The sequence below is a fragment of the Enterococcus sp. BSD2780061688st2 D3 genome (genome assembly GCF_005844145.1).
Classification (GTDB): Bacteria; Bacillota; Bacilli; order Lactobacillales; family Enterococcaceae; genus Enterococcus_B; species Enterococcus_B durans.
On record NZ_SPHN01000006.1, the window covers coordinates 99,755 to 123,994 of the forward strand.

At 37.7% G+C, this 24,240-nt stretch carries 26 protein-coding genes and 1 tRNA gene; 20 read left to right on the plus strand and 7 right to left on the minus strand.

The window, feature by feature from the left end:
- Window positions 1-96: 96 nt before the first annotated feature.
- The 3 genes from zwf to FGQ66_RS06760 form a co-directional block, all read right to left on the minus strand.
- Window positions 97-1,617: a glucose-6-phosphate dehydrogenase gene (gene zwf / locus FGQ66_RS06750; protein ID WP_113845385.1), complete on the minus strand. Its 1,521-nt coding sequence runs from the start codon at window positions 1,615-1,617 to the stop codon at window positions 97-99.
- Window positions 1,618-1,631: 14 nt separating this feature from the next.
- Window positions 1,632-2,279, minus strand: coding sequence for a transcriptional regulator EfaR (gene efaR / locus FGQ66_RS06755; protein ID WP_005881023.1), 648 nt, complete (start codon window positions 2,277-2,279; stop codon window positions 1,632-1,634).
- Window positions 2,280-2,464: 185 nt separating this feature from the next.
- Window positions 2,465-2,815, minus strand: a complete 351-nt coding sequence (locus FGQ66_RS06760) for a DUF4828 domain-containing protein (RefSeq protein ID WP_226103617.1) — start codon at window positions 2,813-2,815, stop codon at window positions 2,465-2,467.
- A gap of 164 nt (window positions 2,816-2,979) precedes the next feature.
- On the opposite strand from FGQ66_RS06760, the gene sfsA reads away from it, so the two are divergent.
- The 11 genes from sfsA to FGQ66_RS06815 all read left to right on the plus strand — a co-directional run bounded on the left by sfsA (window position 2,980) and on the right by FGQ66_RS06815 (window position 13,461).
- Complete coding sequence (gene sfsA, locus FGQ66_RS06765; RefSeq protein ID WP_053108810.1) at window positions 2,980-3,708, plus strand: DNA/RNA nuclease SfsA; 729 nt, start codon at window positions 2,980-2,982, stop codon at window positions 3,706-3,708.
- 16 nt (window positions 3,709-3,724) lie between these two features.
- On the plus strand, window positions 3,725-4,738 hold the full coding sequence (locus FGQ66_RS06770) for a Gfo/Idh/MocA family protein (RefSeq protein WP_113845386.1): 1,014 nt from the start codon (window positions 3,725-3,727) through the stop codon (window positions 4,736-4,738).
- A complete protein-coding gene (locus FGQ66_RS06775) occupies window positions 4,738-6,021 on the plus strand; it encodes a DEAD/DEAH box helicase (protein ID WP_081133883.1) in 1,284 nt (427 codons plus the stop codon). The genes FGQ66_RS06770 and FGQ66_RS06775 overlap by 1 nt, the downstream gene beginning before the upstream one ends.
- A 64-nt stretch (window positions 6,022-6,085) precedes the next feature.
- Window positions 6,086-8,788: a sigma-54-dependent transcriptional regulator gene (locus FGQ66_RS06780; RefSeq protein ID WP_138302042.1), complete on the plus strand. Its 2,703-nt coding sequence runs from the start codon at window positions 6,086-6,088 to the stop codon at window positions 8,786-8,788.
- Between the two features lie 154 nt (window positions 8,789-8,942).
- Entirely contained in the window at window positions 8,943-9,260 is a 318-nt protein-coding gene (locus FGQ66_RS06785; protein WP_005881015.1) for a PTS sugar transporter subunit IIB, read from the plus strand.
- A 25-nt stretch (window positions 9,261-9,285) separates the two neighbouring features.
- Complete coding sequence (locus FGQ66_RS06790) at window positions 9,286-9,606, plus strand: PTS lactose/cellobiose transporter subunit IIA (RefSeq protein ID WP_005881013.1); 321 nt, start codon at window positions 9,286-9,288, stop codon at window positions 9,604-9,606.
- Window positions 9,607-9,732: 126 nt separating this feature from the next.
- Window positions 9,733-11,190, plus strand: a complete 1,458-nt coding sequence (locus FGQ66_RS06795) for a PTS sugar transporter subunit IIC (RefSeq protein ID WP_119218937.1) — start codon at window positions 9,733-9,735, stop codon at window positions 11,188-11,190.
- Between the two features lie 63 nt (window positions 11,191-11,253).
- Window positions 11,254-11,475 (plus strand): hypothetical protein, encoded by a 222-nt coding sequence (locus tag FGQ66_RS06800; RefSeq protein WP_005881009.1) that lies wholly within the window; start codon window positions 11,254-11,256, stop codon window positions 11,473-11,475.
- Between the two features lie 32 nt (window positions 11,476-11,507).
- The gene (locus tag FGQ66_RS06805) at window positions 11,508-11,690 is read left to right on the plus strand and encodes a DUF3188 domain-containing protein (protein ID WP_138302043.1); all 183 of its coding nucleotides are present in this window, start codon (window positions 11,508-11,510) and stop codon (window positions 11,688-11,690) included.
- Window positions 11,690-12,103 carry a DUF3284 domain-containing protein gene (locus FGQ66_RS06810; RefSeq protein ID WP_081133881.1) on the plus strand — a complete coding sequence of 138 codons (414 nt, stop codon included), beginning with the start codon at window positions 11,690-11,692 and terminating at the stop codon, window positions 12,101-12,103. Before FGQ66_RS06805 ends, FGQ66_RS06810 begins: the two co-directional genes overlap by 1 nt.
- A 179-nt stretch (window positions 12,104-12,282) precedes the next feature.
- Window positions 12,283-13,461: a GNAT family N-acetyltransferase gene (locus tag FGQ66_RS06815; protein WP_053108827.1), complete on the plus strand. Its 1,179-nt coding sequence runs from the start codon at window positions 12,283-12,285 to the stop codon at window positions 13,459-13,461.
- Window positions 13,462-13,670: 209 nt separating this feature from the next.
- Here the strand turns inward: FGQ66_RS06815 and FGQ66_RS15140 are convergent, their stop codons facing one another.
- Window positions 13,671-13,835, minus strand: coding sequence for a hypothetical protein (locus FGQ66_RS15140; RefSeq protein ID WP_053108829.1), 165 nt, complete (start codon window positions 13,833-13,835; stop codon window positions 13,671-13,673).
- 153 nt (window positions 13,836-13,988) lie between these two features.
- On the opposite strand from FGQ66_RS15140, the gene FGQ66_RS06820 reads away from it, so the two are divergent.
- A tRNA-Arg gene (locus FGQ66_RS06820) sits at window positions 13,989-14,062 on the plus strand.
- Window positions 14,063-14,467: 405 nt separating this feature from the next.
- Here FGQ66_RS06820 and FGQ66_RS06825 read toward each other — a convergent pair.
- Both FGQ66_RS06825 and FGQ66_RS06830 read right to left on the minus strand, forming a co-directional pair.
- The gene (locus tag FGQ66_RS06825; protein ID WP_113845389.1) at window positions 14,468-14,719 is read right to left on the minus strand and encodes a YjgN family protein; all 252 of its coding nucleotides are present in this window, start codon (window positions 14,717-14,719) and stop codon (window positions 14,468-14,470) included.
- Window positions 14,720-15,208: 489 nt separating this feature from the next.
- On the minus strand, window positions 15,209-16,441 hold the full coding sequence (locus FGQ66_RS06830; protein WP_113845390.1) for an aminopeptidase: 1,233 nt from the start codon (window positions 16,439-16,441) through the stop codon (window positions 15,209-15,211).
- Window positions 16,442-16,697: 256 nt separating this feature from the next.
- Between FGQ66_RS06830 and FGQ66_RS06835 the strand changes: the two genes are divergently transcribed.
- Window positions 16,698-17,267 (plus strand): TetR/AcrR family transcriptional regulator, encoded by a 570-nt coding sequence (locus FGQ66_RS06835; RefSeq protein WP_113845391.1) that lies wholly within the window; start codon window positions 16,698-16,700, stop codon window positions 17,265-17,267.
- Between the two features lie 121 nt (window positions 17,268-17,388).
- On the opposite strand, the gene FGQ66_RS06840 is transcribed toward FGQ66_RS06835, so the two are convergent.
- Window positions 17,389-17,829 (minus strand): flavodoxin, encoded by a 441-nt coding sequence (locus FGQ66_RS06840; RefSeq protein ID WP_053108837.1) that lies wholly within the window; start codon window positions 17,827-17,829, stop codon window positions 17,389-17,391.
- Window positions 17,830-17,996: 167 nt separating this feature from the next.
- Here FGQ66_RS06840 and map point away from each other — a divergent pair, with 167 nt between their 5' ends.
- From map to rfbA, 7 genes are all read left to right on the plus strand, one after another.
- The gene (map, locus tag FGQ66_RS06845; protein ID WP_005880991.1) at window positions 17,997-18,761 is read left to right on the plus strand and encodes a type I methionyl aminopeptidase; all 765 of its coding nucleotides are present in this window, start codon (window positions 17,997-17,999) and stop codon (window positions 18,759-18,761) included.
- Window positions 18,762-18,792: 31 nt separating this feature from the next.
- Window positions 18,793-19,716 carry a YihY/virulence factor BrkB family protein gene (locus FGQ66_RS06850; RefSeq protein WP_005880989.1) on the plus strand — a complete coding sequence of 308 codons (924 nt, stop codon included), beginning with the start codon at window positions 18,793-18,795 and terminating at the stop codon, window positions 19,714-19,716.
- Between the two features lie 79 nt (window positions 19,717-19,795).
- Window positions 19,796-20,926 (plus strand): glycosyltransferase family 4 protein, encoded by a 1,131-nt coding sequence (locus FGQ66_RS06855; RefSeq protein WP_053108839.1) that lies wholly within the window; start codon window positions 19,796-19,798, stop codon window positions 20,924-20,926.
- Window positions 20,927-21,727, plus strand: coding sequence for a glycosyltransferase family 2 protein (locus FGQ66_RS06860; RefSeq protein WP_113845392.1), 801 nt, complete (start codon window positions 20,927-20,929; stop codon window positions 21,725-21,727).
- The gene (locus FGQ66_RS06865; protein ID WP_053108843.1) at window positions 21,727-22,554 is read left to right on the plus strand and encodes a glycosyltransferase; all 828 of its coding nucleotides are present in this window, start codon (window positions 21,727-21,729) and stop codon (window positions 22,552-22,554) included. The genes FGQ66_RS06860 and FGQ66_RS06865 overlap by 1 nt, the downstream gene beginning before the upstream one ends.
- A gap of 4 nt (window positions 22,555-22,558) precedes the next feature.
- Complete coding sequence (locus FGQ66_RS06870; RefSeq protein WP_113845393.1) at window positions 22,559-23,266, plus strand: glycosyltransferase family 2 protein; 708 nt, start codon at window positions 22,559-22,561, stop codon at window positions 23,264-23,266.
- A 97-nt stretch (window positions 23,267-23,363) separates the two neighbouring features.
- A complete protein-coding gene (rfbA, locus tag FGQ66_RS06875; protein WP_005880980.1) occupies window positions 23,364-24,230 on the plus strand; it encodes a glucose-1-phosphate thymidylyltransferase RfbA in 867 nt (288 codons plus the stop codon).
- Window positions 24,231-24,240 lie beyond the last annotated feature (10 nt).

A 24,240-nucleotide genomic window follows, 5' to 3' on the forward strand; every position in this document is an offset into this window, starting at 1 on the left:
AAACTGTTTTTAGATTTGTCCCACACTCTCGAAACTATTTGAATATTTTTATTGTTTAGCGCTTTTTGTACTACAAAATCTTCAGATTACTTAGCCTTATAATTTGCCACGTTCACGGTACCATTCATCTGGTTGCCAGATCCATTCAAAGCCATCTTTTTCAAGTAGTTTGAAGGCTGCTTCAGGCCCCATCGTACCTGCTTTATAGTTAGGAAAATCAGGTTTGGTTTGATCCCATGCTTGACGGATGACATCGACGATATGCCAAGACTGTGCGACTTCTTCCCAATGGGAGAAGTTTGTTCCATCACCTTTTAAGGCATCTAATAGTAATTTTTCATAGGCTTCAGGACTATTTTCGACCATTTCAGAACTATTACGATACTCTAATTTGATCGGTTCGGTATTGAACCCTTGACCGACTTCTTTTCCATTTAAGGATAAGGAGAATCCTTCTGTTGGTTGGATATAGATCGTCAATACATTTGGTGGAAGTGTCGTGTCCTCACAAGGTTCATCAACAGATGTTTTGAAGACATTTACGGGCACTTGTTTGAAAACGATATTGATCCTTGTTCCTTTTTCTGTTAGACGTTTTCCTGTACGAACATAGAAAGGCACACCTGACCAACGGAAATTATCGATCGTGAATTTTCCTGCGACAAAGGTTTCAGTTGTTGATGCAGGATCAACTTTGTCTTCTTCACGATAGCTTTTGAACATTTCACCATCAAGTTGTCCTTGATCATATTGACCACGAACAAAGTTTTCTAGGACCTCTTGTTGATCGTAGATTCGAACAGCTTTCAGTGCTTTGATTTTTTCAGCGCGAATTTCCTTTTCAGAAAATGCGACTGGTGGTTCCATAGCTAATAAAGCCACGACTTGAAGAATATGGTTTTGGACCATATCTTTCAATGCACCACTGTGGTCATAATAGCCTCCGCGGTCCTCGACACCAAGAGCTTCACCAAAAGTGATTTGGATATTATCAATGTAGCGATTGTTCCATTGGGATTCAAAAATATTATTTGCAAAACGGATAGCAGAAATATTTTGGATCATTTCTTTTCCTAAGTAATGGTCGATCCTAAAGATATCTGGTTCTGGAAAGACCTGACGGATCTTTTCATTTAGATCGTAAGCCGATTGGTAATCTGATCCAAAAGGTTTTTCGATGATCAATCGGTTATAGCCATTTTCAGTGACGATTTTTTGAGATTTTAAATGGGCAACGATAGTACCAAAAAATTGTGGAGCCATAGCAAGGTAATAGATACGATTGCTATCTAGTTGGTATCGCTCATCTAATTGATCAGCCAATTCTTTTAATGTTGCATAATGAGTTGAATCATTGACATTATGAGATTGGTAGTAGAAATGACTCGCAAATTCCTTTGCTTCTTCGTCGGAAGGATTTAAGGATTGGATTGTCGAAATGACAACTTCGCGGTAATGTTCATCGCTCCAAGGTCTCCGAGCAGTACCGATGACAGCAAAATGTTTTCCTAGATTGCCTTTTTTGTAAAGACGAAACAAAGAGGGATACAATTTACGTTGAGCTAAATCACCTGTACCACCAAATATCGTAAATAAAACATTTTTTTCATTAGACATGTAGGTAAGCTCCTTTATAATTTATCGACAAAAATCGTGCTGGCAGCTTTAAAACTGACAGAAATTTTCTTTTGTGCATTTTGGATGGTGATTGGACCTTCATATGCGGCAACATCAATGATTTCATATTCTTCATCGATATTAAGGTCGATCGTTACAAGATAGTCCAATAATTCTTTTTCGTCAAGGACTCGTGCAATCCGAACGGTTGAACCTACTGGATAAGAATCTAGTGTTTGTCGGCGTTCTTCATGGACCACTTCATCTTTGTGAGGAATATTCCCACCATGTGGACAATGTTTAGGATGATTCAAATAGTCTTCTAAATGATCTGCAAGTTGTTCTGATGTTACATGCTCCAAAACCTCTGCATCATCATGTACTTCATTCCAACTGTATTCTAGATGTTCGACTAAAAAAACTTCCCATAAACGATGTTTGCGAATCAAACTGCTTGCTTTTTTCAAGCCACTCTCGGTCAATTGTACACCTTGATAAGGAGAGTGTTCCACAAGTTGTTCCTTCACAAGTTTTGAAATCATTTCACTGACTGAAGCTGGTGAGACAGCAAGACTAGAAACGATTTGCTTGTTATTTACTTTAGTTGTATCTCCGCCTAACTCCAAAATGATTTTCAAATAATCTTCTCGGTTTGGTGTCATATTCGATCATCCTTTCATGGTATGAAACCATCACTAGTAAGTGTATCAAAAAAAAAGTGAATTGACTATTTTTCTAGACAAAAAAACAGAAATAAACATCGATAAATGTCTATTTCGATAGGAAAAAAACGAAAGTCAAGAAATACCTTCTTGTTCTTTCGTTTAGACTATATGGAAATCAATTTTTAACGCCCGATTTTCTTTATCTGATAAGTAGAATCTGTTGATTCATCGTAAAAAGTCATTTTTTCATAAGAAAGAGTCAAATAATAGCCATAGTGATCTCGAACAATCAGTTGTTGCTCATTCAATTCAATCAGTGTGGTCCCTAATGAGTGATCATTGATGGAAAAATCAAAAGTTGGAGAAACACGCAGTTGTTCGTTTTGTTGGTTATCATCTATGAATGACCAAACACCTTGATACTGTGAAGGATCAAAGCTCTTTTCTTGTTTCTTTTTCTTTTTAATCGCGATACTACCACCTACTAAAGTTGCTAAAAAAGCTGCTGCACCATAGATTATTTTTTTTCGCATCAGACCACCTCTTCTTTTAACGATTAATTAAAGACAACGAATGTCTTACTTTCTTCTATTGTACCGAATAATATCTAAAAATTCTCTAAGACTTTCGACTGGTTTTTCAAGAGTTTTTACTCAAATTATGATAGGATACATAGTAGGAAGAAAGGTGACGATTTTTGAAATACCCACAAGTTGAAACTGCATTTTTTATTGAGCGGCCAAATCGATTTATTGCCTATTGCTTGAATCAAAGAGGTGAGGTCATTACCACCCATGTTAAAAATACAGGAAGAGGAAAAGAGGTTTTTGTTCCTGGTGCAAAAGTTGCAGTAAACTATGCCCCTAGCCCAAAACGTAAGACAGACTATGATCTTGTTGCGGTCCAAAAAAAAGATGAGTGGTTCAATATCGATAGCCAGCTTCCCAACAGATTAGCGATGGAGGGGATCCTTGATGGAACCATCCAATTACCAAACCTATCAGGAAAAATCATCAAATATAAGCGAGAAGTAAATTATCGACATTCAAAGTTTGATATTTATTTAGAAACATCAGCGAATCAGAGAGTATTCGTTGAGGTGAAAGGCATGACACTGGAGAACAAAGAAATCGGCGCATTTCCTGATGCACCAACTCTGCGAGGATTGAAACATGTCGAGGAATTAGTTGAAGCTCATTTAGAAGGCTATGAAACGTATGTGCTTTTCATTGCACAGTTTGAGCATCTTCGAGTAGCTACCATCCATGAAGAGATGCAACCAGAGTTAGCACAGAGGATTCGCTATGCGCAACTGAATGGCGTAACCGTTTTAGCGTATAATTGTCAGGTAACGGCTGATCAAGTCAAGATAAAACAGGAAATACCGTTTGATATCGATCAACCCTTTGAAGACCCTAATCTATAGAAAGAAGGTAACGAACATGATAAATTTAGGAATTATTGGAACCAATTGGATCACACATCAATTTGTTCAAGCTGCACTTGGTACTGGAGAATATGAATTGACAGCGGTCTACTCAAGACATCTAGAAAAAGCACAAGCATTTGGTTCGAAATATGAAGGTGATATTGAGTATGCAACTGATTTAACGACATTCTTTCAATTGGAGCATTTAGATACTGTTTACATCGCTTCACCAAATAGTTTACATTTTCAACAGGCGAAGCAAGGAATTCTAGCTGGTAAGAATGTGATCGTTGAAAAACCAGCATTCAGTATGCCAAAAGAAATGGATGAGATCATTCATTTGGCAAATGAAAAAAAAGTATTCTTCTTTGAAGCTGCACGTAATATCCATGAATCTGGCTTTAAAAAAATTACTGACTACTTACCTTTAAAAGATGAGATATTAGGGGCTAATTTTAGCTATATGAAGTATTCATCACGTTACGATCAAGTGCTTGATGGAGAAGTGCCAAATATTTTCTCTACTCGATTTTCAGGTGGAGCAATGATGGATCTAGGGGTATATCTCGTATATGCAGCAGTTGCTTGGTTCGGTATGCCCACAGAAGTTCATTATTTCCCAAGAAAGATTTCAACAGGCGTTGATGGACTTGGTTGGGGAATATTGCGTTATGAATCGTTTGATGTATCCATCCAACCTGGCAAAATTGGCGATTCTTATCTACCTTCAGAAATCTATTTCGATTCTGGAACATTAGTGATGAATGGGGTCAATGCCATTGAAACAGCAGAATTCCATGATCGACAACATCAAGACATCACTACTTTGGAAATCAAAACCGCAGAAAATCCTATGGCTGATGAAGCAAAAGATTTTGCGAATGTGATCAAGCATCCAACAGATCCAACTTGGGGATTGCTTTATGAAGAATGGATCGAGTTAGCACGCAGTGTCAATCAAGTAGTTTATGATCTAAGAAAAAATGGGGGCATCAAATTTGATGCCGATAATGAGGAAGATTTTTAATGAATGAATTTGTACAAACATTTCCACAAGCATGGCAAGAAAAATGGCAAGAAAAGGCGTTTTTAGAGGCGTCACTGATACAAAAAGCAGTCTTTCAACCACTAAAAGACCAACAAAACGTGATCGGTATTTCTCCGACTGGTTCAGGGAAGACTTTAGCTTATCTGCTTCCCTTACTATTGAATGTTGAAAAGGATCACGGGAGTTCCTTACTGATCTTGGTTTCATCTCAAGAGTTAGCGATCCAAGTAGCAGAAGTCACACGAGAATGGGCTAAAGCGTTAGACCTAAAAGTCCAATCCTTAGTAGGGGGCGCTAACGTTAAACGACAAGTGGAAGGTCTGAAGAAAAGACCTGAGATCCTAGTGGGTACCCCAGGACGAGTCTTAGAACTGATGAAATCAAAAAAAGTCAAAGCACATCAATTGAAAACAATTGTCTTTGATGAAGCTGATCAGTTGCTGGATGAAGGGAATAGTCCTTTAATCGATCAACTACTGCATCAAGCACCTGTTGAGTATCAATTAGCCTTTTTCTCAGCAACAGCCGATCGTTCGTTGAAACAAATCGAAGAATTGACAAAAAAACAAATCGAAGTAATCGATGTTACCAAAGAAGATGATTCAAGAAAGGGGCAAAAACATTACTTTTTGCATGTACCAGCGCGTAAAAAAGATGAATATCTTAGAAGACTAGCGTATGTTGATGGCTTTCAAGGTTTAGTCTTCTTCAATCAGCTAAGTGAGTTAGGCGCTATGGAAGAAAAATTGCTTTTTAGAGGAGTCGCTGTGGGAAGTTTAGCTTCTGACCAAAACAAATTAGTACGAAAAGCAGCACTTGACCAATTCAAAAATAATAAGATCACAGCTTTATTTACAACTGATGTCGCAGCTAGAGGTTTAGACATCAAGGGTCTACCTTATGTTGTGAATGCGGAAGTTCCTCTTACAGAAGAAGCTTACCTGCATCGATCTGGCCGAACAGGACGAATGGGAAGTGAAGGAATAGTCATCACATTTGTTCAAGATCACACTTTGAGAGATTTGAAGAAAATTGCGCGAAAAGCGGATCTATCAATTAAAGAGATTTTTCTTCATGGCGGTCAATTGTTAGAGGAATCGCCCGAAAAAGAAGAAATGAATCGCGAAAATGAACCACACAAAAAAGCTTCCAACTATCCTTTGAAAAAAGAAACAGCAAAAAAAGAGCCTGTGGATGTTGTACGTAAAAAACGTAAAAATAAACAAAAAAAGGATAAAAATAAAGGAGCAAGGCGCAAATAAGCGCCTTTTTGTGTTATGATAAATGAAAACGGAATCACTGTTATTTAACTAAAGGTGGGATTGCATGAACGAAAGACAAGAAGAAATATTGGACTTATTGCATGAAAATCAGCATGGATTGACAGCTAGCGATGTAGCAGAAAAGCTTTCAATCGATCGAAGCAATGCAAGTCGCTATTTAAGTGATTTATATAAGGATCATTATATTATCAAAAGTCCGGGTCGTCCGGTCGTTTACTCAATGCCTCCTAAAAAGACTGCATCAGACAAAGTTCATGTTGACTACTCTACACAAGTGACATTTGAAACATTAGTTGGAGAGAACGATTCGTTAAAAGTCAGCATCCAACAAGCGAAAGCGGCAATTTTGTATCCGCCTCGCGGGTTACACACCATCATATTCGGAGAAACTGGTACTGGTAAATCCATGTTTGCCGAGTGTATGTATCATTTTGCAATCGACTCAGAAATGCTTTCAGAAGACGCACCATTTGTCTCTTTTAACTGTGCCGATTATGCACAAAATCCTCAGTTGCTATTTGGCCATATTTTTGGGATCAAAAAAGGTGCTTATACGGGAGCCTCACAGGATAGCCAAGGATTGATCGCAAAAGCAGATGGTGGGATCTTATTTCTAGATGAAATTCATCGTTTGCCGCCAGAAGGACAAGAAATGCTGTTCACTTTTATTGATAAAGGCGTTTATCGGCCATTAGGTGAAAGTGCCCATACACATGAAGCCTCCGTCCAGATCATCGGCGCGACTACGGAATCCTCAGAAAGTTTCCTTACCACGTTCAACCGCAGGATCCCAATGGCTATCACTTTACCTAACCTTGCTTATCGGTCATTAGATGAACGCTATGAAATCATCTCACTGTTCATCAAACAAGAAGCGAATCGGTTAAATCAGCGGATAGATATTGAAAAAGAGGCTATTCTAGCATTTATGCTATATGATGCAGAAGGGAATATCGGTCAAGTCAAACGTGATTTGAAGTTGGTATGTGCAAAATCATTCCTCCATTACCGCACGCATAATGAAGAAAAACTGATCATTCGTAAAGAAGAGCTTTCACTTCAAGTCCAAAAGGGGCTATTGAAGATCAAAGAAGTTCCAGAACGTCTTGATCGTTTCATGGATAGCAAAAGTCAGTATCTCACTTTTGAGCCAGGTTTTGCAGATGTAGTCTGGTCGCAAGATCCTGAAAGAAATATGCAGGTATATAACGATATTGAAGAAAAAATGCTTTCCTTATCTGAAACTGGCGTAGAGAACATTGATTTGGAAACCCTGATTTCAAAAGATGTCGATGCGTACTTTCAAACATATGTCAAAGAGTTGACGAAAAGTACGATTCCCAAAGACTTATTACCAGATGACATTTGGCGTTTGACAAATGAGTTATACGATGTGGCGGAAAAGAGGCTTGATCGTATCTATAATGAAAAAGCTCGCTTCGCCTTTGCCCTTCATTTACAAAGTACCTTGGATCGTGTGAGGGACGGACATATGATCGTCCATCCTGATTTGAATAATGTACGTAAAAACTTCAAGAAGGAATTTCAAGTAGCCATCGATCTATCAACAATCATTGAAGAGGAACAGCAAGTGGAGATTCCTTTTGATGAAATCGGCTTTATCAGTATGTTCCTATCGATCAGTCTAGGGGAAAGCGAACCGGTCAAAGAAAACAAAGTAGATGTCCTAGTTTTGATGCATGGCAGACAAACTGCCTCAAGTATGTTGGAAATGGCTCAGGAACTATTGGGAACGAAAATCGGTAAAGCTTTCAATATGCCTCTTTCGATGGAAGTCCAAGCGATGTATGAAGAAGTATTGCATTACGTCCAAAGCCGCCAAGAATACTTGACGAATGGGTTGATCTTACTGACCGATATGGGGTCGCTGAATACCTTTAGCGATTTGATTTTTGAGGAAACGGGTATCCGAACAAAGGCAATTACTATGAGCAGTACGATGGTGGTCATCGAAGCAGTCCGGATGGCAAATGTAGGCAGAAGCTTGGAGGATATTTATCAAAGTATCCAAATTTCTTTTGAAACGATCGTTAGAGATCAGTTTAAAGTCGAGCAACAAGAAATCATTGAACGTAAAAAAGCTGTCATCGTCACTTGCTTTACTGGTGAGGGAGTAGCGGCAAAACTATATCAACGGATCGTTCCAGTGATCGATCAGAAAAAGGTCGAAGTGATCCAGATGCAGTTTTTGGAGCGTGAATCATTCAAAAGACACATCGATGCTCTACTAGAAGAATATGAGATCAAAGCAATTGCTGGAACAGTGGATGTGGATTATCAAAATATTCCTTTCTTTTCTGCGTATGACATATTCAATGATGAAAAATTGAATACATTGAAACGGATTGCAGACGATGAAGTACCAACAGCTAAAATTGTTGATTCATTAAAAGATTCACTCAATTCGATCTCTTCAGTCGACGTATTGATCCACTCATTGCAAAAGACGATCCAACAAATCCAAACGGATCTCTCAATCATCGTAGAACCAGGTGTAGATATCGGGATCGTGATTCACTTAGCGTTCTTATTAGATAGTTTAATGAAGCATGAAAAATCACGAGTGTTTGAAAATCTGGAAACTTTTTCTAAAGTCTACCGCTTGGAAATGGATATCATTCGTACGAACTTAATTAGCTTAGAGCGAAAATATCGAGTAAATATCCCTGAAAATGAAGTAGCATTTTTGACCCAAATGTTTATTGAAAATAAAATAAAGAAATAATGCACACTAATCTTGAGTATTACACACTATTCATCTGTGTGCGCACTGTGTAAAAGAGTTAAAAGGCGTGAAAACGCTATTTTAACTCTTTTTTCATTTGGCATGCTTCTTGCGTTATATTTATGTGTAAAACCAAATAAAGGGAGTGGAACAAATGGCGAAAAAAACGATTATGTTAGTATGCTCTGCAGGAATGAGTACCAGTTTATTAGTAACAAAAATGCAAAAAGCAGCAGAAGAAAAAGGAATGGAAGCAGATATTTTTGCTGTTTCGGCTTCAGATGCGGATAACAATCTTGAATCTAAAAACGTAGATGTCATGTTATTAGGACCGCAAGTTCGTTTTATGAAAGCGCAGTTTGAGCAAAAACTTGCACCAAAAGGGATTCCTTTAGATGTGATCAATATGCAAGATTATGGAATGATGAATGGTGCAAAAGTATTAGAACAAGCAGAAAAATTGATGAAGTAATTACAATTCAATTGGAGGTAGCGAAGTGGAAGATCAACAAAACCTTGAAGCCATCATGGGTTTGATCATGTTTGGCGGCAATGCCAAAAGCGACGCAATGGAAGCGATTACCGCAGCTAAAAAAGGCAATTTTGAATTAGCTGAACAGAAACTCACAGATGCAAAAGAATCACTTGTACAAGCACATCATTCGCAAACGCAAATGTTGACACAAGAAGCACAAGGAAACCATATGCAAGTGACATTATTGACTGTACACAGTCAAGACCATTTAATGACATCGATTGCTTTTACAGATCTAGCCGAGGAAATCGTCGATCTGTATCGCCGTCTCGAAGTAGAATAAGCACTATCTCTTAGAACAAGAACTTCTTTTTTGAACGGAAGAAGAAAAAAATTTTTGAACGGATTTTTTTAATTTGGTATAAGGAGACTCTTCTTTATATAACTAACTTATAGGAGGAAATAAAAAATGAACGGATTAACAAGTTGGATGGAGAAATACATCCTTCCGGTTGCCGCAAAAATCGGTGCGCAGAGACACTTAGTTGCTTTGCGTGACGCATTTATCGGTACGTTACCGGCAACGATGGCTGGATCAGTCGCTGTAATGATCAACGCAATTATTCGAGATTTACCACAGCAATTTGTCAGCACTTATGCGGATAGCTTAGCAGCTGATAAAGGAATTTTCGCAGTATTGAATGTTATTATTGGTATCAATGGTTTTGTTTGGAATGGTACATTAGCCATTGCAGGTCTGATCTTCGCTTTCTCATGGGGCTATAATTTAGCAAGAGCCTATGGGGTGAATGATCTAGCAGGTGGTATCGTTGGTTTAGCTACGCTTATTCAAGGAATTTCTTTTGGACCAGCTTTATCAGCTGCGTTGAATGTCGATGTTCCAAAAAATGTAGCAGATGCGATCAATGGAACAGAATTAGGTGCTACGATCGCAGACGGTACGTTATCTGTCGGTCTTTGGGGTTGGTTGAAACTTGATCATTTGAATGGTAATGCTTATTTTACAGTCATGATCATGGGTGCTATCTCAGTAATTATTTTCTGTAAATTAATGTTGGCAGATATCACGATCAAAATGCCGGATTCAGTTCCGCCAGCAGTATCAAAAGCTTTTGCAGCAATTTTACCAGCAACGATTGCTTTATATATCATTGCAATTATCAACTATATCGTTGGTCGCTTGGCAGATGGCCAATTGATTATTGATTTGGTCCAAAAATATATCGCTGAACCGTTCTTGGGTCTATCACAAGGGATCGGCGCAGTATTGATCGTCACAGTTTTCGTGCAGATTTTCTGGTTCTTCGGTATCCATGGACCAAACGTTTTGGCACCAGTCCTAGAAGGAATTTGGGGACAAGCACAACTGATCAATATCGATATTTTCCAAAAAGGGTACAATGGAAAAACAGGTACTCCAGCAGTATTAGATGCAATTGAAGATGGAAAAGCGTATATGTGGGTTCGTGGATCATTTGATGCCTTTGCTTGGTTCGGTGGATCAGGTGGTACAATCGTTCTCTTGATCGCCATTTTATTATTCTCAAAACGTGCAGACTACTTAACAGTAGCAAAACTATCCATTGGACCTGGTATCTTCAATATCAATGAACCAGTGATGTTTGGTTTACCAATCGTCTTGAATGCGATCATGTTCATCCCATTCTTAGTTGCCCCTGTTGTCGCAACTGCAATTGGTTGGGTCGCAACTTATCTGGGATTAGTCGCACCTGTTTCCCAACAAGTCACGTGGGTTGTTCCGCCATTCCTGCTATCATTCCTAGCAACCGGGGCAGACTGGCGTGCGCCAATCGTTACACTCGTATGTATGGTAGTCACCTTCCTGATCTGGGCACCATTTGTTATCTCTGCAAATAAAATGGACCCTGCGGCAGGCGAACAGTAAAAAATTAGTGGAGCAGAAGCATTTCCTGCTTCTGCTCACTTATCAATGTAGGAGGAAAAAAGTATGATCTCAATTGCAAGTGCAATGCAACAAGATGCTATCAAAGAGTTATTAGAAGGATACAACGAAGAGGGTATCTCTTTTACATTCAAAGAAAAACAAGGAATCAAATTATTATTCGAAACAACAGCTGAAGATACAGAAGCAGCAGCTAAAAAGGCGAAAGAATTGATTAAAGCACAACCATGGGGCACTGTTTTATATTTCCAAGCAACAGCAGTTTAGTCTTCGTGGCTGAAAGATAGGATGGGTTCAAAATGATAAAAAACGGTTTATTCTTATGTAGTGTTGGTTCACTGATCGTATTATATAGTTTAAATCCTAGTTCACAAAAATATGATCTATACAGTATGGTCACTGGACTTTTTCTGGCAGGTTTAGGTATATATTTCTTTTTGAAAGGGAAAAAAAGAGAAGAAGCAAAGGGGGAAAATAACTAATGGAAATTGTAAAAAAATTAAATATTCCGGCATCGTTTTTCTACGATAAAGTTATGGACTCTGTCCTTTTTGATGTACGTAAAGCGACTGGAAAATCAGTGACTCGTAAACAGTTAAAAAATTTGGAATACGTGAAGCAATTTTCGCAAAATAACCGTGCTCGTATCAAAATCGAAGAGCTCATTGAAAACCAGTCCTATAAATTTCGTACGTCAACAACAAAAAATGATTTTGTTGTCCATTACCAAATCAAGCCTATAGATGATTCTTCCTGTGAAGTGCATTACACAGAACAGATGGAATCTCATGGAATGCTACAAAAATTGAATGATATGATTTTAGGAACATTATTGATGTATTTCAAAAAACGTCGTTTCAAAAAAATGTTAGTGATGATTGAAGAAACTTACTAAGCTTTTGCTCAAGAGTAACAGAGCAAAAGACTATAAAATAATTTGAAGAGTCAAAGGTTGTGGCAAAGACGATGGGGAAATAATAAAAAAGTTTATTTAAATGATATTGTTTACTAAACTGATTATTATTGAACGAGTCTTGTCACAATTTTGTTGTGTTGATGGAAGGGGTAATAATGATGGCAAATGATGTGAAAGAAGTAGGACTTGATTATGTCGATGAAATGTGTGATCTAGCGATTTATGCATTCAATGCAAAGGATACGGTAGAAAGAAGAGAAAAATTCCGAATGCTTGCTGAACATTCATGGAATTATGGCTTTTTTGATCAGGACGATCAATTAACCAGTCAAGTAATGGCTACCCCTTTTCCTGTTGAATTTCATGGGAAAGAATATTTGATGGCAGGAATCGGTTACGTTGCTTCTTATCCCGAAGCAAGAGGACAAGGCGGGATCAATCAAATCATGGAAAAAATCCTCAAAGATTGTCGTGAAAGAAAGGTCAGCCTGTCCTATCTAGCGCCATTCTCATATCCGTTTTATCGTCGTTATGGTTATGAGCAGGTATTTGATCAAGCAAACTACCAACTAGATAGCAGAGACATACCAAATGTGAAAAAGACATCAGGAAAAATGAAACGTCTGTCATTCGATCAAGCGAAAGAAGCAATGGATACCATCTATTCACAAATGCCTGAGAATAGTCGGGGCGGGTTGAAAAGAGAATCATGGTGGTACAATTATAAGTTTAAAGTCAGAAAAGAAAATCATTACGCCTTATATTATGATGAAACGGGTCAAGCAAAAGGATATGTTGTATACCAATTAACAGCACCAACGTTCAAGATAGTAGAATGGGGCTACTTGACACATGAGGCTTTTAAGGCACTTGTTCGCTTTGTCGGTTCGCATAGTGGGGCGTTTGAATCATTTGAGTATGCTTGCGGATATTCAGGCAATAGCCAAAATTATTTATTGCAAAATCCATTTGCTAAAATGACCGTGGTACCATACATGATGGGACGGATCGTTGACATAGAACGTTTCTTAGAGTCGTACCCCTTCAATGGAAAAAATACTGCATTTGCTGTGGAGATCGTCGAAGATGAGTATGCAAAATGGAATGAAGGAATCTTTGAGGTCCATATCGTTGATGGGAAAAATCAGCTAAAAAAAGTCGAGCGAACTGATTTGCCCACCATCAGTGGAAACATCCAGCATATGACTCAGCTATTGATGGCTTATCGTAAGTTAGATGAATTGGTTTTTTATGATAAAATCAAGGTTAGTGAATCGATCGCTGCATTGAACTTGCTTTTTCCTCAGCAACAGCCGATTTTAAATGATTATTTTTAAGTAAAGAGGATATGTTGGGATAAAAAAGAGGTTGGGACAGAAGTGTTTAACTCCGAGAAATAAGAAGAAATTCACGAAAATTGTTTTTCAAATTTTTGTGAATTCCGGCTTATTTTTGAAGGAGTTGCTTCTGCTCCCACCGTTTATTCGGAGTTAGAGTCTGTGGCAAAACTGATTTTTAGTTTTGTCCCACGCTCTTTTTTTCAATTTTATAATAAATCGTCTTTTTTGGTAAATTTAAACTTTCGACTCTCTTTTTTCTGAGGTTTGTTTTTTTCATGCTGATCGATTGCCTTTTTTGAAAGTTCTTCTCGTTCTTTCTTCGATGCATCGAAACGTTCAGCATAAACTTTTTCTTTTGGTTTGTCATTCATAAAAAAACCTCCTCTATCACCTGAATTTATAAGTACATTTTATCATTACAGGGTCTGTCTTGGAAACGTTTTGCCTCGTTAAAACCAAGAGATTTTAGAATAGAAGCTTGCATGTGGCATATAAACAAGCTAAAATAATAGTATTGAGTTTTTGTTCCTGTAGCTCAGTAGGATAGAGCGATCGCCTCCTAAGCGATAGGTCGCTGGTTCGATCCCAGTCAGGAACGTATATATAGAGCGAGACAAAAGTCGTTTAGGTTTGAGAAATTGGAGAGAAAAAAACGAGCGTGGGACAAAAGTAAGAAACACTTCTGTCTCACACTCGTTTTTTTGAAATTTACGAAAGATCTGCCTTTTGGACGCCGTTTATTTGAGAGTCTGAAGCAAAACTGATTTTTAGATTTTTCCCACATTCTTGCTTTGTATTTGTGCAAAAAACGCCAAACAAGTTATCATTTTCATATAAAGTAGTGAACAGTATCGATGTTTTATCTTGGGTCACCGCTTCTCATAGAGGAAGCAAATGAAACACCTCGATACATAAACTGTACTTAATAGATAAAAATCAACCATAAAAATCAACCTGCTACATGCGTATGTTTCACTCGCCATTGTTCCAATTTGATGTTTAATCAAAAACCGTAAATCCCCAGCGTGATAAATGTCAGAAATAGCCACTTGATCCAATTTCCAAATAATTGCATTGCTGTACCATCGAAATGCAGTCTTTTTCCATTGATCACTGTATGCTTGATCTTCCAATTATACAGCAAGCAAATTCCCCACGGTGCACAGATGCCGAAAGTACACACGGTAATCAAGGTAGCTAGGATCGATATGCCGATATACGTCACTAATCCGCCATCAAAATACGAGTTCCTCATTTCTAATTCCTCTTTTCTAGGTTGGATTTTTTTGTAAAGAATCTGTCTAACAAGAACAGTCTGCCGTATGCCAGTTCGAGTACGGATTTTTTTGGTCCCATGAAAAAACTTGTTGCGCTTAAGATAGTAATAAGTCATTCTACCTTTTTTTAGAGAAGGTGACAAATCGCTTTTTTCTCATTTTTGATAAAGTCGTTTTTATGATTTTTCGAGCACTTTTAATTGTAGAAAAATCAACACATCAAGGAATGTATTCGTACCTCAGTAGGTCTTAGGCTGTCTTTCAAGTATTGCTAGCATCAATGTCATTCAAATGGAATTTTCTCATGGATATGGATAAGATGTGCAGATAGTCAGAAAAAAATAAACTAGCAATCACCACTAACCAAGAAAATTTCTCCTAGTCAGTGATAGTTGCTAGTTTTTAGGATAATTAATCAGTAAAAAATTCTGATTTCATTCTTTAATGGAGAAGGGGGTGCTAACTGATCATGCCCAATTACCATTGCGGAAAACAGGAACTGTTGAGCCGTCTTCACGAATGCCGTCAATATTCATTTTATCGGATCCTACCATGAAATCCACATGAGTTTGACTTCGATTCAAACCTGCTTCTGCTAGTTCCTCATCGGTCATTTCTGTTCCGCCCTCTACACTGAATGCGTAAGCGGCGCCGAGTGCTAAATGATTGGATGCATTTTCATCAAATAATGTGTTATAGAAGATGATACCTGATTGAGAAATAGGAGAGGGATCAGGTACAAGCGCTACTTCTCCTAACGAACGGGCACCTTCATCTGTATCCAATAATTTTGCTAATACGTCTTGACCTTGTTCTGCAGAAAAATCGATGACTTTTCCATCTTTAAATGTGAATGTCATTCCAGAAATAGTAGTCCCAGCATAACTTAGTGGTTTAGTACTAGAAATATACCCATTGATCCGTCGATAATCTGGGGCAGTAAAGACTTCTTCCGTTGGCATATTTGCCATGAATTTTTCGCCACGGGCGTTATAGCTTCCAGCGCCTTCCCAAAGATGATTTTTTGGCAACCCTATAATGATGTCTGTACCTGGGGCAGTATAGTGTAAAGCAGAAAACTGTTCTTTATTTAGCTCTGCAGCTTTTTGCGCCAATGTTTCATCATGCTTTTCCCAAGCTAATATTGGATCTTCTTCATACACACGAGTAGTTTTAAAGATCTGATCCCATAAAGCATCGACCTGTTCTTCCTCAGGTAGATCAGGGAAGACTTTTGCAGCCCATTGTTTGCCTGCTGCTGCAACAACTGTCCAACTTACTTTATTTGCTTGTGTCGCTTTTCGAAGATTCATCAAGGCTTTGCCAGAGACAGCTTGAAATGTGGCTACACGATCGCTATCGATTCCGGCAAATGCTTCAGGATCGGATGAAACGACACTGATTCGACTTGCACCTTTAGCTACCCAATCGTCTGTTTGATCAATTTTATATTGAGGGATTTGTTCGAGACGATCATTTGCTGCATGAGAAAGAAATTCTTTTTGGATGACATCGTCTGTCCATTGAACGATGACTTCAGCTGCACCTGATTGATAAGCTTCTTTTGTAATCAAACGTGCTAGAGGAGCCTGATCAACGTTGATTTGTAGGACAACGGTATGATCCTTTTTTACGCTGACACCAGTTTCAACGATCAAACGTGCGTATTTTTCAAGATTTTCATTAAAATTTGCTAACATAGTTTTTTTCCTCCTCATTATTTATCGGATAACTATTTGTATGATAACACTTAATAAAAGTATATACAATTTGCATAAACATGTAAATGTTAATTTATTGGATAAAAAAATAGTGCTCTTTTTCTTGATAATTGCTTTGATTTGAGTATTTTTATAAATATTCAAAAACAAGTTGTGTATAGTAAAAAAAAAATGTTACAATAAAATCAATCAATGGTGGAAGCGTTATAAATAATTTCAAGGAGATTAAAAAATTATGGCAAGAAAAAAGACGATTACAAAGGAGCAGATTTTGTCAGCTGCATATGAAGTGGCTACCACAGAAGGTTTTTCAAGATTTACTGCTAGAAATATTGCAAATAAGATGAATTGTTCCACCCAACCGATTTATCTTGAATTTAAAAACATGGATGACTTAAAACGGGCACTGTTTGTACAAATCTATGATTACTTAAAATATGAAGTGTTTCCTGTAGTACATACTGGGAATACGATTATTGATTTAGCTTATAACTATATCCATTTCGCTAATCGCGAGAAAAAACTATATAGTTCATTGTACTTAGAAGAATATGGTGGGGGAAAGGAGATGCAGGCTTTCTCTCATAATTATTTTGTACAAATGGTCAAGGACGACCCCCAATATGCGTACTTGTCAGATGAACAAATCGAATCCTTGCATAATGGTACTTGGATTATTGCTACAGGTATTGCTGCCTTGATGTCCTCAAACATCATCCACCCCACAGATCACCAGATTGAAAAAATCATCCAAGATAATATTGATGCTATTTTGAATTTGAAAGAACCGATCGAAGTGGATTGATAACCATTCATTGTGCCGTTGAAAATCTCTGCCAAGCGTACCCGTTGATTTCCGAAATTAAATGCTTCTAATGATAAAAAGAGCGCATCCTGTCACTTCTCTCCGACAGGATGCGTTCTTTTTATATTTTTGCTGCAAGTGCTTTTGCGAAAGCTTCAAGATTCTCGATGTCTTCTTCTTCAGCGTTCAGATCGACTTTGACATTCTCTGCACCTTTGACAGCACCAGTTTTGGCGAATGCTGCATCAAAGTCGTCTACCGATTTACAAAATTCATCGTAAAAGGTATCACCTGAGCCGCACACACCATAGATTTTTCCGGATAAGTCTAATTCTTGTAAGTCTTCATATAGATCAACAATCTCATCTGGTAAATCACCGTCATCGTATGTATAAGTGGCGACGACACAAATATCTGCATCTTCAAACTCATCTGCATCCACTTGGGTACACTCGTTGATCTCAACTTCGATATCTAAATTTTCAAAAGCTTCTGCTACGATATCCGCAATTTCTTCTGTATTTCCAGTCATACTTGCATATACAATTTTTGCTAAAGCCATGGGTTGTGCCTCCTGATTAATAAATGAAATGAAGTGTTCATTTTTATAAAGTATACCAAAACATCGAGTAAAAGAAAACAGAACTTAGTGATTTGAGAGAATCTGATTTGGCGAAATTCAAGCTACTATGGTAAAATGAAAAGGATTTGTAAAAAGGAGACGAAAGTATGATTACATTAAAATCAGCACGAGAAATTGAAACGATGGCAGAGTCTGGTGCCTTACTAGCGGATGTACATAAAAATCTGCGAGATTTTATCAAACCAGGGATAACAAGTTGGGATATCGAAGTATTTGTTCGTAATTATATCGAAAGCCATGGAGGAATTGCTGCACAAATCGGTTTTGAAGGATACGAATATGCAACATGTATCAGTATCAATGATGAGATTTGTCATGGTTTTCCACGTAAAAAACCGCTAAAAAGCGGAGATCTAGTAAAAGTCGATATGTGTATCGACTTAAAGGGTGGAATTTCCGATTCATGTTGGTCTTACGTTGTTGGCGAATCTACACCTGAAATCGATCGTTTGATGGAGGTAACGAAAAAAGCACTTTATTTAGGGATCGAACAAGCACAAGTAGGCAACCGTATCGGTGACATCGGGCATGCTATCCAGACATATGTAGAAGGGGAAAACTTAGCTGTGGTCCGAGATTTTATTGGTCATGGTGTCGGTCCTACGATCCACGAAGAGCCACCAGTCCCTCATTACGGTGAAGCCGGCAAAGGGTTACGCTTGAAAGAAGGAATGGTCATCACGATCGAACCAATGGTAAATACTGGGACATGGAGAATGAAAATGGATCCTAATGGCTGGACAGCGTATACAAGAGATGGTGGTCTGTCTTGCCAATATGAACATACCTTAGCAATCACAAAAGATGGTCCAAGAATTTTGACATCTCAAGGTGAAGAAGGTACCTATTGATCAACTAAATGAATAGATATGGGAGAATTTTATGAAACTTTTGGCAAGAATCAAACAGAATGAAAACTTGATGCGGTTTATTGAAACAACACAAAAACGTATCACTGATTCAGAGATGGGAACTACGTCTGTTGTTGTAGCATATTACTTACTCCTATCATTGTTCCCCCTGATTATTGCATTCGGGAATATCTTGCCATTTCTCCATATCGACCAAGAAACAGTCTTGACATATGTACGAGAAGTGATTCCAGAGACGATCTATCAGTTTATCGGTCCGGCAGTTAAAAACCTGCTAACTCAAAGCTCGGGCGGACTTTTGTCAGTGTCTGCTCTGGCAGCTTTGTGGTCTGCGAGTCAGAGTATCAATGCACTGCAAATTGCCATGAACAAAGCGTATGGTGTGGAAAACAGAAAAAACTTTTTGATCGTCCGTTTTTTTTCACTTGTAGTGATCCTTTTGTTTATGTTTGCAATCAGTGGAGTGACGATCGTTTTAGGTCTTGGACAGTTGATTTTAGAAGCAATCCAACCTATTTTTAAATTTTCTGTGAACTTCATTGATCAATTCCAAACATTGAAATGGCCAATTACGTTGGTTGCTTTATTCGTTATTATGTTTTTGATTTATTTGATCGTTCCCAATGCGCAACTAAAGCTAAAGGCAGTGATTCCAGGAACGATTTTTGCAACAGTCGGTTGGATGTTGCTCTCACAAGTATTTGGTATTTATGCAAAGTATTTCGCAACACGAGTCAGCGGCTATCAAATCATCGGAAGTTTTATCGTGCTGATGTTGTGGTTGAATTTTGCAGCAACCATCATCATACTTGGCGGGATCATCAATGCTGTTGTGCAGGAATACATAACAGGTAAAGAAGTAAAAAAACGACGAGATCCTACTAATAAATGGATCACTCGTTTGAAAAATAAATTTTCTCATAAAAAAAATTAGATATGAGAGTTCTTCTTGTCAAATGCATAGAAGTGTTTTTATAATACTTTTGAACTCTTAGATTAAAGTAGGTGCCGATATGCTTGTTTCATTTAGTATGGTCATAAGATTTTTCTCAACGATATTATTATCTTTAATATTAACTCCTATATTTAAAATCATTTCAGTACAAACAGGAATGGTCGATAAACCAAATGAACGACGCATCAATAAAGTTCCAATGCCTTCTGCTGGAGGCTTACCTATTTTTCTTTCATTTGTGGCATCGACGCTATTCTTTTTTCGTGATATTATTCCCAAATTTTATATCCTTCCTATTTTATTCGCTGCTTCAGTCATTATCATAACAGGTGTGTTGGATGATAAATTTGAGTTGACACCGAAACAAAAAAGCGTCGGGATATTATTGGCATCCTTGATTATCTATTTTGTTGCAGACATCCATATCGATTCGTTTACGCTACCGTTTTTCGGTTATATCGAATTAGGTTGGCTGAGTTTTCCAGTGACCATATTCTGGATTTTTGGTATTACAAATGCAGTGAATCTGATTGATGGGCTAGATGGATTAGCAGCTGGGATATCATTGATCGGATTGATCACGATCGGTATTATTGGGTACTTTTTTTTACATGCTTCTACGGTTTATATACCTATTGTCATCTTTTGTTTGGTAGCAAGTATCATTGGTTTTCTGCCGTATAATTTTTATCCTGCAAAGATTTATCTTGGAGATACAGGGGCACTTTTCTTAGGATTCATGATGGCAGTTCTTTCTTTACAAGGATTAAAGAATGTGACGTTTGTTTCTTCTATTTCGTTACTTATCGTCATGGGAGTACCCGTCACGGATACATTTTTTGCTATCGTGAGAAGAAAAGCCAATCGTGTGTCATTTTCTACTGCGGACAAAAAACATTTACATCATCGCTTGATGAGCTTAGGCTTTACTCATAAAGGAGCGGTTTTAACGATTTATGCGATAGCACTGATGTTTTCCTTCACAGCGATGATCATGAATTACACTGGAGAACTAGGAACAATCGTTTTGATCATTTCTATGCTTTTTGCAGCGATTCTATTATTCGAATTGATTGGTCTGATCAATGAGAAGCATCAGTATATTCTTAAGACCTTGCGCTTTTTGGGTAATAAAGACTATCGGACACAAGTGATACAGAAATACAAGAAGAAATGGAATAGACGCTAAATGGAAAAAAGAATCGAACAGCCAATTTTAATCAGTATTGTGACGGCAAATAGCCAAAAAATCTTTCAAACCCTAGATACGCTTATTGCAAGTCTTGAGGATCAGCCAAACATCGAAATTCTGATATTTGATAACTGCTCTATGCCAGACTACCAAGAAAAATTAAAAGAGTATCTGCAATATCCGTATATCAAAATTTATTTCAATGCAGAAAATAAAGGATTTGGGTATGGTCACAATCATAACTTGTTATCAAGCCAATCTCCTTATGCAGTCATTTTTAATCCAGATGTTTTAGTTGAAGAACAAACAATCGTGGAATTAGTTCAACTTTTAAAAGAGCATCCAGAATGTGCGATGCTCGCACCTAAAATATTGAACGAAGATGGTACGACACAGTATTTGATTCGTCAGCGATTGGCTGTGTTTGATTATATCTTACGTTTTATTCCTTTCCACTTTGTCAAACAGATGTTTGACAAACGACTTGCAACGTTTGAATGTCGGGAATTGCCTGAGGACTCGAATAGCTATGTTCGTATGATCTCTGGGAGTTTTATGATGATAGATGTCAAAAAATTCAAAGAAATCAATGGTTTTGATGAGCGTTACTTTATGTACTTTGAAGATAATGATCTCTGTTTAAAAGCCGAAAAGGCAGGATATAAACTTCTTTATACACCAAAGTATTCGATCATCCATTTATATGGTAAAGGCGCCCATCGGAATTTTAAACTTTTCCGCGTATTCTTGACTTCGATGGGGAAATTTTTCAATAAGTGGGGGTGGACTTTTTTTTGATGGAAAATCAATTATTAGTTGTGGTTGTTCTTTATCAACAAAGTTTGTCCCACATGCCTTCATATGATCTTTTTTCCAAAGCTGTCTTTAAAAAAAAGATTCAACTCGTAGTGTATGACAATAGTCGTGAACCACAAACAGACCCGCTTTTTGAGACAGATAATGTTTTGTATTATCATGATGGGGAAAATCCAGGGCTCGCAAAAGCTTATAATTATGCGTTAGCGCATGCTAAAAAAGAGCATTCTTCTTTTGTTCTATTGGATCAAGATAGTCGATTAAGCGAGTCGTACTTTGATGAGTTATTGCAGATTATTTGGGTAGAGGATCAAGTAGCTGCTGTTCCCATGGTTTATGATCATGGACGTCAAATTTCACCGGTCTATGCAGATCAGTATGTGAATCGCCAAGTCCAAATGGTGGATAAACCACAACTCGTTAGCGACCGATTGATGGCGATTAATTCTGGCGCCGCTTTTTCCATTGATTTTTTAAAAGAAATCGGAGGATTCAATGTTGAATTTCCTCTCGATTTTTTGGATCATTGGTTATTTTGGAAAATACACCAGCGAAAGAAAAAAGTAGCTGTTTTACCTCAGAAAATCGAACATGATCTTTCCGTGCTTGATTATACGAAGGTGAACGTGAATCGATACCGCTCTATTTTACAGGCGGAAACTCTATTTTACCAAAATTATGATCAAGGATTACTAAAAAAACATCGAAAACAATTATTACTGCGTACAGCAAAGCAGTTTTTGACAGTCAAAAACAGAAAAATCTGGCGATTGACCTTACAATCCTTTGCTGAAAATTGGAAGGTGTGAGTTTGTGCATTCAGTTTGTATGGCTACTTTTAATGGTGAAAAATATTTAAAAGAACAACTAGACAGTATTTTAAAACAGCTGTCAACCAATGATGAGTTGGTTGTTTCTGATGACGGTTCCACAGATGGTACATTAGCGATTCTAGCGGAATATGCTGAAAAAGATGCACGGATCAAAATTTTTGAAGGACCAAAAAAAGGGCTTATTGCTAATTTTGGTCATGCCATTGAACAGACGAAAGGTGATATCATCTTTTTAGCAGATCAGGATGATGTGTGGCTAGAAGGAAAAGTCGACAAAATAGCAGCGTATTTTGAAACACATCCAGAACAATTAGTAGTAGTTTCTGATCTTGTGATTGTTGATAGTGAATTGAATGAACGTCACTCTTCTTATTTTGAGTATCGTCAGTCAAAAGAGGGATGGTTGAATAATTTGATCCGCAGTCACTATATCGGGGCGGGAATGGCATTTCGTTCTTCTTTGAAAAAAGACATTTTGCCTATTCCAATCGATGTTCCGATGCATGATATGTGGATCGGTTTATTAGGTGGAAAACATGTCGGCTTTATTCGACAACCGTTGACACTTTATCGCAGGCATGATTTCAATGTAAGTGAAATCAATACCCATTCAAAGATTCGTCAGAAAATTTCTTGGCGGCTCCATTTGCTAAAGGCTCTTGCCAAAAGAAAATGGTTGAGACGTTGATAAAAGATGTATAAATTGTCAAGAATTTCATGACAAATAGATAGTTTGATGAGATAATAACAAAGTAAAATTCCAAATAAAAGGAGAACTTATATTCATGAAGGGAATCATTCTTGCAGGAGGAAGCGGGACTCGCTTGTATCCTTTGACTAAAGCAACTTCGAAACAGTTGATGCCAATCTATGATAAACCAATGATTTATTATCCAATGTCAACTTTGATGTTGGCAGGTATCAAAGAAATTTTGATCATTTCGACACCTCAAGATACACCACGATTCAAGGATCTATTTGGTAATGGTAGTGAATTAGGCCTTCAGATCGAATATGCAGTACAAGAAAGTCCAGATGGTTTAGCACAGGCGTTCATCATTGGAGAAGAATTTATCGGTGATGATAGTGTGTGTCTTGTCTTAGGCGATAATATCTATTACGGCGGCGGATTATCCAAAATGTTGCAACGGGCTGCAGCGAAAGAAAGTGGCGCAACAGTTTTCGGTTATCATGTAAATGATCCAGAACGTTTTGGTGTCGTTGAATTTGATGAAAATATGCATGCTTTATCAATCGAAGAAAAACCGGAAAAACCGAAATCAAATTATGCAGTAACAGGTCTGTATTTCTACGACAATGAAGTCATAGAGATTGCTAAAAATATCAAGCCTTCAGAACGCGGGGAACTAGAAATCACTGATGTGAACAAAGCTTATTTAGAAAAAGGCAATCTCTCTGTAGAATTGATGGGACGCGGCTATGCATGGCTTGATACTGGTACCCATGAGTCATTGCTAGAAGCATCTACCTTTATCGAAACAATCGAAAAACGACAAAATCTAAAGGTCGCTTGCTTAGAAGAAATAGCTTACCGCATGGGCTATATCAATAAAGAACAACTAGCTACGCTAGCTCAACCACTGAAAAAAAATCAATATGGTCAATATCTTTTAAAATTGGCCTCTGAATAGGGAGTCTTTA

What these genes read in the sequence shown, in the direction of transcription:
- FGQ66_RS06840 (WP_053108837.1), bottom strand. Translation starts at nt 17,829, where the DNA reads ATGGCTTTAGCAAAAATTGTATATGCAAGTATGACTGGAAATACAGAA.
- FGQ66_RS06770 (WP_113845386.1), top strand. Translation starts at nt 3,725, where the DNA reads ATGATAAATTTAGGAATTATTGGAACCAATTGGATCACACATCAATTT.
- FGQ66_RS06850 (WP_005880989.1), top strand. Translation starts at nt 18,793, where the DNA reads ATGAAACTTTTGGCAAGAATCAAACAGAATGAAAACTTGATGCGGTTT.
- rfbA (WP_005880980.1), top strand. Translation starts at nt 23,364, where the DNA reads ATGAAGGGAATCATTCTTGCAGGAGGAAGCGGGACTCGCTTGTATCCT.
- FGQ66_RS06825 (WP_113845389.1), bottom strand. Translation starts at nt 14,719, where the DNA reads ATGAGGAACTCGTATTTTGATGGCGGATTAGTGACGTATATCGGCATA.
- FGQ66_RS06865 (WP_053108843.1), top strand. Translation starts at nt 21,727, where the DNA reads ATGGAAAATCAATTATTAGTTGTGGTTGTTCTTTATCAACAAAGTTTG.
- efaR (WP_005881023.1), bottom strand. Translation starts at nt 2,279, where the DNA reads ATGACACCAAACCGAGAAGATTATTTGAAAATCATTTTGGAGTTAGGC.
- map (WP_005880991.1), top strand. Translation starts at nt 17,997, where the DNA reads ATGATTACATTAAAATCAGCACGAGAAATTGAAACGATGGCAGAGTCT.
- FGQ66_RS06760 (WP_226103617.1), bottom strand. Translation starts at nt 2,815, where the DNA reads ATGCGAAAAAAAATAATCTATGGTGCAGCAGCTTTTTTAGCAACTTTA.
- FGQ66_RS06800 (WP_005881009.1), top strand. Translation starts at nt 11,254, where the DNA reads ATGATCTCAATTGCAAGTGCAATGCAACAAGATGCTATCAAAGAGTTA.
- FGQ66_RS06810 (WP_081133881.1), top strand. Translation starts at nt 11,690, where the DNA reads ATGGAAATTGTAAAAAAATTAAATATTCCGGCATCGTTTTTCTACGAT.
- FGQ66_RS06785 (WP_005881015.1), top strand. Translation starts at nt 8,943, where the DNA reads ATGGCGAAAAAAACGATTATGTTAGTATGCTCTGCAGGAATGAGTACC.
- FGQ66_RS06830 (WP_113845390.1), bottom strand. Translation starts at nt 16,441, where the DNA reads ATGTTAGCAAATTTTAATGAAAATCTTGAAAAATACGCACGTTTGATC.
- zwf (WP_113845385.1), bottom strand. Translation starts at nt 1,617, where the DNA reads ATGTCTAATGAAAAAAATGTTTTATTTACGATATTTGGTGGTACAGGT.
- FGQ66_RS15140 (WP_053108829.1), bottom strand. Translation starts at nt 13,835, where the DNA reads ATGAATGACAAACCAAAAGAAAAAGTTTATGCTGAACGTTTCGATGCA.
- FGQ66_RS06775 (WP_081133883.1), top strand. Translation starts at nt 4,738, where the DNA reads ATGAATGAATTTGTACAAACATTTCCACAAGCATGGCAAGAAAAATGG.
- FGQ66_RS06860 (WP_113845392.1), top strand. Translation starts at nt 20,927, where the DNA reads ATGGAAAAAAGAATCGAACAGCCAATTTTAATCAGTATTGTGACGGCA.
- FGQ66_RS06795 (WP_119218937.1), top strand. Translation starts at nt 9,733, where the DNA reads ATGAACGGATTAACAAGTTGGATGGAGAAATACATCCTTCCGGTTGCC.
- FGQ66_RS06815 (WP_053108827.1), top strand. Translation starts at nt 12,283, where the DNA reads ATGGCAAATGATGTGAAAGAAGTAGGACTTGATTATGTCGATGAAATG.
- FGQ66_RS06855 (WP_053108839.1), top strand. Translation starts at nt 19,796, where the DNA reads ATGCTTGTTTCATTTAGTATGGTCATAAGATTTTTCTCAACGATATTA.
- FGQ66_RS06780 (WP_138302042.1), top strand. Translation starts at nt 6,086, where the DNA reads ATGAACGAAAGACAAGAAGAAATATTGGACTTATTGCATGAAAATCAG.
- FGQ66_RS06835 (WP_113845391.1), top strand. Translation starts at nt 16,698, where the DNA reads ATGGCAAGAAAAAAGACGATTACAAAGGAGCAGATTTTGTCAGCTGCA.
- FGQ66_RS06805 (WP_138302043.1), top strand. Translation starts at nt 11,508, where the DNA reads ATGATAAAAAACGGTTTATTCTTATGTAGTGTTGGTTCACTGATCGTA.